The organism is Pseudomonas sp. 10-1B, from assembly GCF_000935045.1.
Taxonomy (GTDB): domain Bacteria; phylum Pseudomonadota; class Gammaproteobacteria; order Pseudomonadales; family Pseudomonadaceae; genus Aquipseudomonas.
The window spans coordinates 91611-101760 of sequence record NZ_JYKS01000021.1; the positions used below are offsets into that span (position 1 = coordinate 91611).

General features: G+C 64.8%; 9 protein-coding genes. 7 read left to right on the forward strand and 2 right to left on the reverse strand.

The features are described from left to right. The first annotated feature begins 190 nt into the window (after positions 1-190). The 4 genes from TZ03_RS13025 to lnt are packed head-to-tail and all read left to right on the forward strand — an operon-like array spanning position 191 to position 4046. A complete protein-coding gene (locus TZ03_RS13025) occupies positions 191-1189 on the forward strand; it encodes a PhoH family protein (RefSeq protein WP_051098127.1) in 999 nt (332 codons plus the stop codon). Beyond that, positions 1182-1655: an rRNA maturation RNase YbeY gene (gene ybeY / locus TZ03_RS13030; RefSeq protein ID WP_051098129.1), complete on the forward strand. Its 474-nt coding sequence runs from the start codon at positions 1182-1184 to the stop codon at positions 1653-1655. The genes TZ03_RS13025 and ybeY overlap by 8 nt, the downstream gene beginning before the upstream one ends. A gap of 25 nt (positions 1656-1680) precedes the next feature. Next, positions 1681-2520, forward strand: a complete 840-nt coding sequence (locus TZ03_RS13035; RefSeq protein ID WP_051098131.1) for an HlyC/CorC family transporter — start codon at positions 1681-1683, stop codon at positions 2518-2520. Positions 2521-2528: 8 nt separating this feature from the next. Next, positions 2529-4046 carry an apolipoprotein N-acyltransferase gene (gene lnt / locus TZ03_RS13040; protein WP_051098133.1) on the forward strand — a complete coding sequence of 506 codons (1518 nt, stop codon included), beginning with the start codon at positions 2529-2531 and terminating at the stop codon, positions 4044-4046. Between the two features lie 130 nt (positions 4047-4176). On the opposite strand, the gene TZ03_RS13045 is transcribed toward lnt, so the two are convergent. Continuing rightward, positions 4177-4938, reverse strand: coding sequence for a YdcF family protein (locus TZ03_RS13045; protein WP_051098135.1), 762 nt, complete (start codon positions 4936-4938; stop codon positions 4177-4179). Positions 4939-5073: 135 nt separating this feature from the next. Beyond that, a complete protein-coding gene (locus tag TZ03_RS13050) occupies positions 5074-5388 on the reverse strand; it encodes a hypothetical protein (protein ID WP_051098137.1) in 315 nt (104 codons plus the stop codon). Between the two features lie 228 nt (positions 5389-5616). On the opposite strand from TZ03_RS13050, the gene leuS reads away from it, so the two are divergent. The 3 genes from leuS to holA are packed head-to-tail and all read left to right on the forward strand — an operon-like array spanning position 5617 to position 9966. Then, positions 5617-8223: a leucine--tRNA ligase gene (leuS, locus tag TZ03_RS13055; RefSeq protein WP_051098139.1), complete on the forward strand. Its 2607-nt coding sequence runs from the start codon at positions 5617-5619 to the stop codon at positions 8221-8223. 60 nt (positions 8224-8283) lie between these two features. After that, positions 8284-8889, forward strand: coding sequence for an LPS assembly lipoprotein LptE (gene lptE / locus TZ03_RS13060; protein ID WP_051098141.1), 606 nt, complete (start codon positions 8284-8286; stop codon positions 8887-8889). Between the two features lie 39 nt (positions 8890-8928). Further along, complete coding sequence (gene holA, locus TZ03_RS13065) at positions 8929-9966, forward strand: DNA polymerase III subunit delta (protein ID WP_051098143.1); 1038 nt, start codon at positions 8929-8931, stop codon at positions 9964-9966. The last annotated feature ends 184 nt before the right edge of the window (positions 9967-10150 follow it).

Here is a 10150-nt window from a genome sequence, read left to right on the forward strand (position 1 = left end):
CGCCGGCAAGCCAGCTCCCACAGGTACTGCGCACGCCCCAGGCCTGTGCAGTACCTGTGGGAGCTGGCTTGCCGGCGATGAGGCCCGGACAGCCTGTACATACCGTTGAACGTTTCAGTGCTTTCGCCACTGCCATTCAAGGGTTATTCTTGAGTTCACATTCATTGCCGTCGAGCGGCTAAAAACGACCTTGAACGCACCCATACAACCCCATCGTTTCATCCTCGAACCCTTCGAGGCCCACCGTTTCGCCAACTTGTGCGGCCAGTTCGACGAGCACCTGCGCCTGATCGAACAGCGCCTGGCCATCGAGATCCGCAACCGCGGCAATCAGTTCGAACTGATCGGCGAACCCAAGACCACCTCCGCTGCCGAGCAACTGCTGCGCCGTCTCTATCGCGAGACCAAGGCCACCGACCTGTCGCCGGAAACCGTGCACCTGTACCTGCAGGAGTCTGCCGTCGAGAACATCGACAACCCGGCCGTCAACGAGGTCAGCGTGTCGCTGCGCACGCGCAAGGGCAACATTCGCCCGCGCGGCGTCAACCAGCAACGCTACGTCAAGGAAATCCTGGCCAACGACATCAACTTCGGCATCGGCCCGGCCGGTACCGGCAAGACCTACCTGGCCGTGGCCTGCGCCGTGGATGCGCTGGAGCGTGAACAGGTACGCCGTATCCTGCTGGTGCGACCGGCGGTCGAGGCGGGCGAAAAGCTCGGCTTCCTGCCCGGCGACCTGGCGCAAAAGATCGACCCGTACCTGCGCCCGCTGTACGACGCCCTGTACGAAATGCTCGGCTTCGAACACGTGGCCAAGCTGATCGAGCGCCAGGTGATCGAGATCGCCCCGCTGGCCTACATGCGTGGCCGCACCCTGAACAACAGCTTCATCATCCTCGACGAAAGCCAGAACACCACGCTGGAGCAGATGAAGATGTTCCTCACCCGCATCGGCTTCGGCTCGACCGCGGTGATCACCGGCGACATCACCCAAGTCGACCTGCCGCGCGGCACCAAGTCGGGCCTGGCGCACGTCATCGAGGTGTTGAAGGACGTTCCGGGGATCAGTTTCACCCACTTCCAGCCCAAAGATGTGGTTCGTCACCCACTGGTGCAGCGCATCGTCGAAGCCTACGACCGCTTCGATGCCCGCCAGGCCAAGCCCGAGGCGCCCGGCAAAGATGCTTGAACTCGATATCCAACGGGCCACGGACGCTGCCGCCCCGGATGACGCCGCCTTCCGCCGCTGGTGCGAGCTGGCCCTGCGCCAGCGCAGCGCCGACTCGGAAATGACCATTCGCCTGGTCGACGAAGCCGAAGGCCGCGAGCTGAACCACACCTACCGGCACAAGGACTACGCGACCAATGTGCTGTCGTTCCCGGCCGATGTACCCGACGACCTGCTCGATATCCCGCTGCTGGGCGACCTGGTGATCTGCGTGCCGGTGGTCGAGCGCGAAGCCGCCGAACAAGGCAAGTCGCTGGAGGCCCACTGGGCGCACCTGGTCATGCATGGCTGCCTGCACCTGCTCGGCTACGACCACATCGAGGATGAGGAAGCCGAGGAAATGGAAGGCCTGGAACGGGAATTGCTGGCAGAACTGGGTCACCCCGACCCGTACGCCGACGATGAAACCGACACTCTCACACACTGATACACGAAGGATCACGAGAACCGCCATGAGCGAAGATCGATCGAGCAACGGGCAGAAGTCCTGGCTGGGTAAACTGACCCAGGCTTTTGCCCATGAGCCGAAAAACCGCCAGGAGCTCCTCGAGCTGCTGCGCGAAGCCCATCAGAACAAACTGCTGGACAGCGAAGCGCTGACCATCGTCGAAGGCGCCATCCAGGTGGCCGACCTGCAGGTGCGCGACATCATGGTGCCGCGCTCGCAGATGATCAGCATCAAGGCCAGCCAGTCGCCGCGCGAATTCCTGCCGGCGGTGATCGATGCCGCCCACTCGCGCTACCCGGTGATCGGCGAAAGCCACGACGATGTGCTCGGGATCCTGCTCGCCAAAGACCTGCTGCCGCTGATCCTCAAGGAGAACGGCGACAGCTTCAACATCAAGGACCTGCTGCGCCCGGCTACCTTCGTGCCCGAGTCCAAGCGCCTGAACGTGCTGCTGCGCGAGTTCCGCGCCAACCATAACCACATGGCCGTCGTCATCGACGAATACGGCGGCGTGGCCGGCCTGGTCACCATCGAGGACGTGCTGGAGCAGATCGTCGGCGACATCGAGGACGAGCACGACGTCGAGGAAGACAGCTACATCAAGCCGCTGCCCAGCGGTGACTTCCTGGTCAAGGCGCTCACCCCGATCGAGAACTTCAACGAGTTCTTCGACAGCGAATTCTCCGATGACGAGTTCGACACGGTCGGCGGCCTGGTGATGAGCGCCTTCGGCCACCTGCCCAAGCGCAACGAAACCACCGAGATCGGCGCCTACAAGTTCCGTATTCTCAACGCCGACAGCCGGCGGATTCACTTGCTGCGCCTGACACCGATCACCCGTTAAGGACAAACATGCGTTGGCTCACCCGCCCCGGCTGGCCCGGTAACCTGCTGGCCCTGGCGGCCGGCGCTTCCACCCTCCTGGCCCTGGCGCCGTTCGACATCTGGCCGTTGGCCGTGCTGTCCATCGCCGTGCTCTACCTTGGCCTGCGCGAGCTCGCCCCGCGCCAGGCCATGTGGCGCGGCTGGTGGTTCGGCTTCGGCCTGTACGGCGCCGGCACCTGGTGGATCTACGTCAGCATGAACACCTACGGCGGCGCCTCGCCGCTGTTGGCGACCTTGCTGCTGCTGGCGTTCTTCGCTGCACTGGCCTGGTTCTTCGCCCTGCCCACCTGGCTGTGGGCACGCTGGCTGCGACGCGACGAAGCGCCCCTGGCCGATGCCCTGTGCTTCGCTGCCCTGTGGGTGCTGCAAGAGGCCTTCCGCGGCTGGTTCCTGACCGGTTTCCCCTGGCTTTATGCCGGCTACAGCCAGCTGGACGGCCCGCTGGCCGGGCTGGCGCCGCTGGGCGGCGTGTGGCTGATTTCCTTCGCCCTGGCCCTCACCGCCGCGCTGCTGTGCAACCTGCACCGCCTGCGCGCCCGTCCCTCGTTCCTGGCCGTGGCCTGCCTGCTGTTGCTGGCGCCATGGGTGCTGGGCCTGGCGCTCAAGGGCCATGCCTGGACCAAGCCGGCAGGCGACCCGCTGAAAGTGGCGGCCATCCAGGGCAATGTCGAGCAGGACCTGAAATGGGACCCGGCACACATCGACGCGCAACTGGCGCTGTACCGCGACCTGAGCTTCAGCTCCAGGCCGGTGGACCTGCTGGTATGGCCGGAAACCGCCGTGCCGGTGCTCAAGGACCAGGCCCAGGGCTACATCGACGTGATGGGCCGCTTCGCCGCCGAGCGGCATTCGGCGCTGATCACCGGCGTGCCGGTACGTGAAGTGGTGCATCAGCAACGCCGCTACTACAACGGCATCACCGTTACTGGCGAAGGCGATGGCACCTACCTCAAGCAGAAGCTGGTGCCGTTTGGCGAGTACGTGCCACTGCAGGACATGCTGCGTGGCCTGATCGAGTTCTTCAACCTGCCCATGTCGGACTTCGCCCGCGGGCCGGAAGACCAGCCGCTGCTGCAGGCCAAGGGCTACCAGGTTGCGCCGTACATCTGCTACGAAGTGGTCTACCCCGAGTTCGCCGCTGGCCTGGCGGCACGCAGCGACCTGCTGCTGACCATCAGCAACGACACCTGGTTCGGCACCTCGATCGGCCCCTTGCAGCACCTGCAGATGGCGCAGATGCGCGCGCTGGAAGCCGGCCGCTGGATGATCCGCGCCACCAACAACGGCGTAACTGCCCTGATCGACCCGTTTGGCCGCATTACCACGCAGGTGCCGCAGTTCCAGCAGGCGGTGCTGTACGGCGAGGTGGTGCCGATGCAGCAGCTGACGCCGTACCTGCAATGGCGCTCGTGGCCGCTGGCGATTGTCTGCGTGCTGCTGCTGGGTTGGGCATTGCTGGCCGGCCGCATAGCCAAGACCGTTTGATGAGGGTCGCCTGTCCCGGCCCTATCGCCGGCAAGCCAGCTCCCACAGGTACACCACAGGCCATGGGCTTGCGCGAAACCTGTGGGAGCTGGCTTGCCGGCGATAGGGCCGGGAAAGGCAGCATGGAAGCTCAGTAGAACACCCGATACCCCACCAACCCCACCACTTCATTGAGCAATTGTCCGCTCTGCCACATGGCCCTGCTCTCCGGCAGCAACCCGCCAAACGGCCGCGCATGATCGCGCCCGAGGAACCCCACCGGTGCCGGCACCACCTCGAACCCCGCCTGCTCGAAGCTCCAGCGCGAACGCGGCATGTGCCAGGCCTGAGTCACCACTACCACTCGGCGAATCCCCAACGGCTGCAGCACCTGGGCGGTGAACTGGGCATTCTCCCAGGTCGTGCGGCTACCCTCCTCCCGCCACTTCACCTCGACAGCGAAATCTTCACGCAGGCGCTCAGCCATCAACCACGCCTCGCTCGGCGGCGTGCCGTAATGCAGCCCGCCACTGGTCAGCACCGGCAAAGCCGAGGCCTTGGCCAGCCGCGCGGCAAAACGCATGCGCTCCAGTGCCGTGGCCGTGGGCTGGTCGACCCCGCCCCAGGCCGGGTCGCCGCGCTCACGCCCTGCGCCCAGCACCACGATGGCATCTGCCCGGCTTGCCAGGTTCGCCCAATCATTCACCGCCAGCGGCGGTTCGGTCTCCAGCAGCCGCGCCGTTTCCTGCACCACCAGCGGCAGGCTCATCAGCCACAAGCCCCCGAGGCCCACGGCAAAGCACAGCGCCGCCAGCCTGGGCCGGCGGCTGCGCAGCCACCACGCCGCGAGCAGCAGCAGGAACAGGATGCCCGGCGGCATCAGCCATTGTTTGATGAAGAATCGGATCGGCATCGGCCACACCTCCTTGGCAGGTGTGCAGCCTAAGAGGATCGACGCCGGTCAACAAGAGTGCGGCCGGCGCCGATCGTGAGTTGTGTGATATTGAAGAACCGGCGCGCGATGGCCTGCGCCTGGCGTCCTGAACGGCTAGCGATGCGGCAGCGTCCTGGATCTCGCCGTGCTGGCGGGGCGTTTCTTGTCCTTGAGCCAGATGATCTTGGCCGATGCCGGCTCCGCTTGTGGGTAACTGCCGGCAAGGGCGTTGTGGCGCTCCGGAAGGGAATCCAGGTAGGCCTTTATCACTTCGAACTCTGCATGGCTCAGGCCACGCAACTCCAGCTCGGCTGGCATCTCGTCGCGTAATCGCACCGAGGTCCTGGCTACTTCCAGCGCCAGGCCAAGCCGGTCGATCAGGCGTTCGTAAAGCTCCGGTCTAATTGCGGGTAGCTGCGTCTCTCCCATCCGTTCACCTCATTGAAGATAATGAATATCTCCCCCCACACCTGAGCTTAGCGTCACTGCAAAAAGCAGCTATGTGCCGCGACCAGCGGGCATTCGCAACGAAGGTTTCCCACGATGCGCGGCGCTGCTGTATGCTACGGCGTTCACTCTAAACGACACCGGAGTGCCGGACGCAGCGAGGTTCCGCTGCCTGGAACAAGGTCTCTTCTCTCTCAGCAAAAAGTAGCCATGCACGAACAATACACGCCCCGTGATATCGAAGCCGCCGCCCAGAAGTTCTGGGACGAGCAACAATCGTTCGCTGTTACCGAACAGCCAGGCAAGGACACCTACTACTGCCTGTCGATGTTCCCGTACCCGAGCGGCAAGCTACACATGGGCCACGTGCGCAACTACACCATCGGTGACGTGATTGCCCGCTACCAGCGCATGCTGGGCAAGAACGTCCTGCAGCCGATGGGCTGGGACGCTTTCGGCATGCCCGCGGAAAACGCGGCGATGAAAAACAACGTCGCCCCGGCCAAGTGGACGTACGAAAACATCGACTACATGAAGACCCAGCTCAAGAGCCTGGGCCTGGCCATCGACTGGGCGCGTGAAGTCACCACCTGCAAGCCCGACTACTACCGTTGGGAGCAGTGGCTGTTCACCCGCCTGTTCGAGAAAGGCATCATCTACCGCAAGAACGGTACCGTGAACTGGGACCCGGCCGACCAGACCGTACTGGCCAACGAACAGGTCATCGACGGCCGTGGCTGGCGTTCGGGCGCGCTGATCGAAAAGCGCGAAATCCCGATGTACTACTTCCGCATCACCGACTACGCCGACGAGCTGCTGGAAAGCCTCGACGAACTGCCGGGCTGGCCTGAGCAGGTCAAGACCATGCAGCGCAACTGGATCGGCAAGTCGCGCGGCATGGAAGTACAGTTCCCCTACGACCAGGCCAGCATCGGCCATGAAGGCGCCCTCAAGGTCTTCACCACCCGTCCCGACACGCTGATGGGCGCCACCTACGTCGCCGTCGCCGCCGAGCACCCGCTGGCCACCCAGGCCGCCCAGGGCAACCCGGCGCTGCAGGCGTTCATCGACGAGTGCAAGAGCGGCAGCGTCGCCGAAGCCGACATGGCCACCCAGGAGAAGAAGGGCATGGCCACTTCCCTGTTGGTCGAGCACCCGCTGACCGGCGAGAAGCTGCCGGTATGGATCGCCAACTACGTGTTGATGCACTACGGTGATGGCGCCGTAATGGCCGTACCGGCCCACGACGAGCGCGACTTCGAGTTCGCCCACAAGTACAACCTGCCGCTCAAGGCCGTAGTGCGCACCAGCGCTGGCGATGAAGTCGGCAGCGAGTGGCAGGCCGCCTATGCCGAGCACGGCCAGCTGATCAACTCCGGCGAGTTCGACGGCCTGGACTTCGCCGGTGCCTTCGATGCCATCGAGGCCGCCCTGATCCGCAAGGAACTGGGCAAATCGCGCACCCAGTTCCGCCTGCGCGACTGGGGTATCAGCCGCCAACGCTACTGGGGCTGCCCGATCCCGATCATCCACTGCCCGTCCTGCGGCGACGTACCGGTGCCGGAAGACCAACTGCCGGTCACCCTGCCCGAGAACGTGGTACCGGACGGCGCCGGTTCGCCGCTGGCGCGCATGCCTGAATTCTACGAGTGCAGCTGCCCTAAATGCGGCACCGCGGCCAAGCGCGAAACCGACACCATGGACACCTTCGTCGAATCGTCCTGGTACTTCGCCCGCTATGCCTCGCCGAACTACGAAGGTGGCATGGTCGACCCGAAAGCCGCCAACCACTGGCTGCCGGTCGACCAGTACATCGGTGGTATCGAGCACGCGATCCTGCACCTGCTGTACGCCCGCTTCTTCCACAAGCTGATGCGTGACGAAGGCCTGGTCACCTCGAACGAGCCGTTCAAGAACCTGCTGACCCAGGGCATGGTGGTCGCCGAAACCTACTACCGTGTCGCCAGCAACGGCGGCAAGGACTGGTTCAACCCGGCCGATGTCGAGGTCGAGCGCGATGCCAAGGCCAAGATCATTGGCGCCCGCCTGAAGACCGACGGCCTGCCGGTGGAAATCGGTGGCACCGAGAAGATGTCGAAGTCGAAGAACAACGGCGTCGACCCGCAATCGATGATCGACCAGTACGGCGCCGACACCTGCCGCCTGTTCATGATGTTCGCCTCGCCGCCCGACATGAGCCTGGAATGGTCCGACTCCGGCGTCGAAGGTGCCAGCCGCTTCCTGCGCCGCGTCTGGCGCCTGGCCCAGGCGCACGTCAGCCAGGGCCTGCCGGGCAAGCTGGATGTCGCCGCCCTGGACGACGCGCAGAAGGTCATCCGCCGCGCCATTCACGCGGCCATCAAGCAGGCCAGCACCGACGTCGGCCAGTTCCACAAGTTCAACACTGCCATCGCCCAGGTGATGACCGTGATGAACGTGCTGGAAAAGGCCCCGCAAGCCACTGAACAGGACCGCGCCCTGCTGCAGGAAGGCCTCGAGGCAGTCACCCTGCTGCTGGCGCCGATCACCCCACACATCTCCCACGAGCTGTGGCAACAGCTGGGCCACCAGCAGGCAGTCATCGACGCCGGCTGGCCAGCCGTCGACGAAGCAGCCCTGGTACAGGACAGCATCACCCTGGTGGTACAGGTCAACGGCAAGCTGCGTGGCCAGGTCGAAATGCCGGCCGCTGCCAGCCGTGAAGAGATCGAAGCCGCCGCCCGCAGCAACGAGAATGTCCTGCGCTTCATCGATGGCCTGACCATCCGCAAGGTCATCGTGGTACCGGGCAAGCTGGTCAACATCGTCGCCAACTGATGGCACGCCCGCCCGCAGCCACTGCGGGCGGGCGGAACAGGCCCACAAGGGAGCAACAACATGATCAAACGCAATTTGCTGGTAATTGGCCTGGCGGTCATGCTCAGCGCCTGCGGTTTCCAGCTGCGCGGCACCGGCTCCACCGAGCTGAGCCTGAAGGAAATGGACCTCAGCGCACGCAATGCCTACGGCCCGACCGTGGTCCAGCTGCGCGAAGTACTGCAACGTAGCGGCGTCAACGTACACGCCGGCGCGCCGTACCGCCTGGTGCTGACCAACGAGCAGGAGCGCGAGCGTTCGGCGACCTACAACAGTGGCAACCGTACCGCCGAGTACGAACTGACCACGGTGCTCGACTACAGCATCCAGGGCCTGAACAACCTGGAGCTGATGAGCGACAAGCTGGAAGTGCGCAAGATCTACGTGCGTGATGGCTCGAACATCACCGGTTCCGAGCAGGAAGCCGACCGCGCCCGTGAAGAAATGCGCCGCGACCTGGTCAATGCCATGGTCGTCCGCCTGCAGATGCTGACCCCAACCCAGTTGGACGAGCTGCAGCGTCAAGCCGACGAACGTGCCCAGGCCGAAGCCGCCGCACTGGAGGCCGCACGCCGCCAGGAGGCCGAAACGCCTCAGCAATCCCCCCTGGAAGTGCCGGGCAACTAAGCCCGTACGGGGCACCCTCGGGTGCCCCGTCTGTTCCCCATGAAGCTAGCCCCCGCCCAACTCAACAAGCACCTGCAAGGCGCCCTGGCACCGGTCTACGTGGTCAGCGGCGACGACCCGCTGCTGTGCCAGGAAGCCGCCGACGCCATCCGCAACGCCGCGCGCCAGCAAGGCTTCGACGAACGCCAGGTATTCAGTGCCGACGCCAACTTCGACTGGGGCACCCTGCTCCAGGCCGGCGCCAGCCTGTCACTCTTCGCCCAGCGCCGCCTGCTGGAACTGCGCCTGCCTTCGGGCAAGCCCGGGGACAAGGGCGCTGCCGCGCTGATGGAATACTGCGCCAACCCTGCCGAAGACACCCTGCTGCTGATCAGCCTGCCCAAGCTCGACGCCAGTGCGCAGAAGACCAAGTGGGGCAAGGCGCTGATCGAAGGCGGCCATTGCCAGTTCATTCAGATCTGGCCGGTGGATGTGCATCAGCTACCGCAGTGGATCAACCAGCGCCTGCAGCAGGCCGGCCTGTCGGCACAGCGCGACGCCGTCGACCTGATCGCCGCACGCGTGGAAGGCAACCTGCTGGCCGCCGCACAGGAAATCGAAAAGCTCAAGCTGCTGGCCGAAGGCAACCAGATCACTGTGGAAACCGTTCAGGCCGCCGTCGCCGACAGCGCCCGTTTCGATGTTTTCGGCCTGGTCGATGCCATTCTCAACGGTGAGGCTGCGCATGCCCTGCGTATGCTCGAGGGCTTGCGCGGCGAAGGCGTGGAGCCGCCAGTAATTCTCTGGGCCCTGGCCCGGGAGTTACGCCAGCTGGCCGGGCTGGCCCAGCAGTTCAGCCAGGGCGTACCACTGGACAAGGCCTTCAGCCAGGCCCGCCCGCCGATCTGGGACAAACGCCGCCCACTGGTCAGCAAGGCCCTGCAGCGCTTGTCGGCGCAGCGCTGGGCGCAACTGCTGCAGGATGCCCAGCGTATCGATGCACAGATCAAAGGGCAGGCTGAAGGGTCGCCCTGGACCGGCCTGGCGCGCTTGTCGTTGCTGATGGCTGGCCAGCGCCTGACCCTCCCCCCGGAATAACACCCCTCCCCTGTGGGAGCGGGCATGCCCGCGAATCAGGCAACGCGGTGGATGGCACCGGCTTCGCCGGTGTTCGCGGGCACGCCCGCTCCCACAGGACAGCACAGCAGCCCCTAGATTTAGGCAATAAACACAATCAATTGGCCCCACCCCGCCCCAAGCCCTACAGTGCGCCCCGAAACCC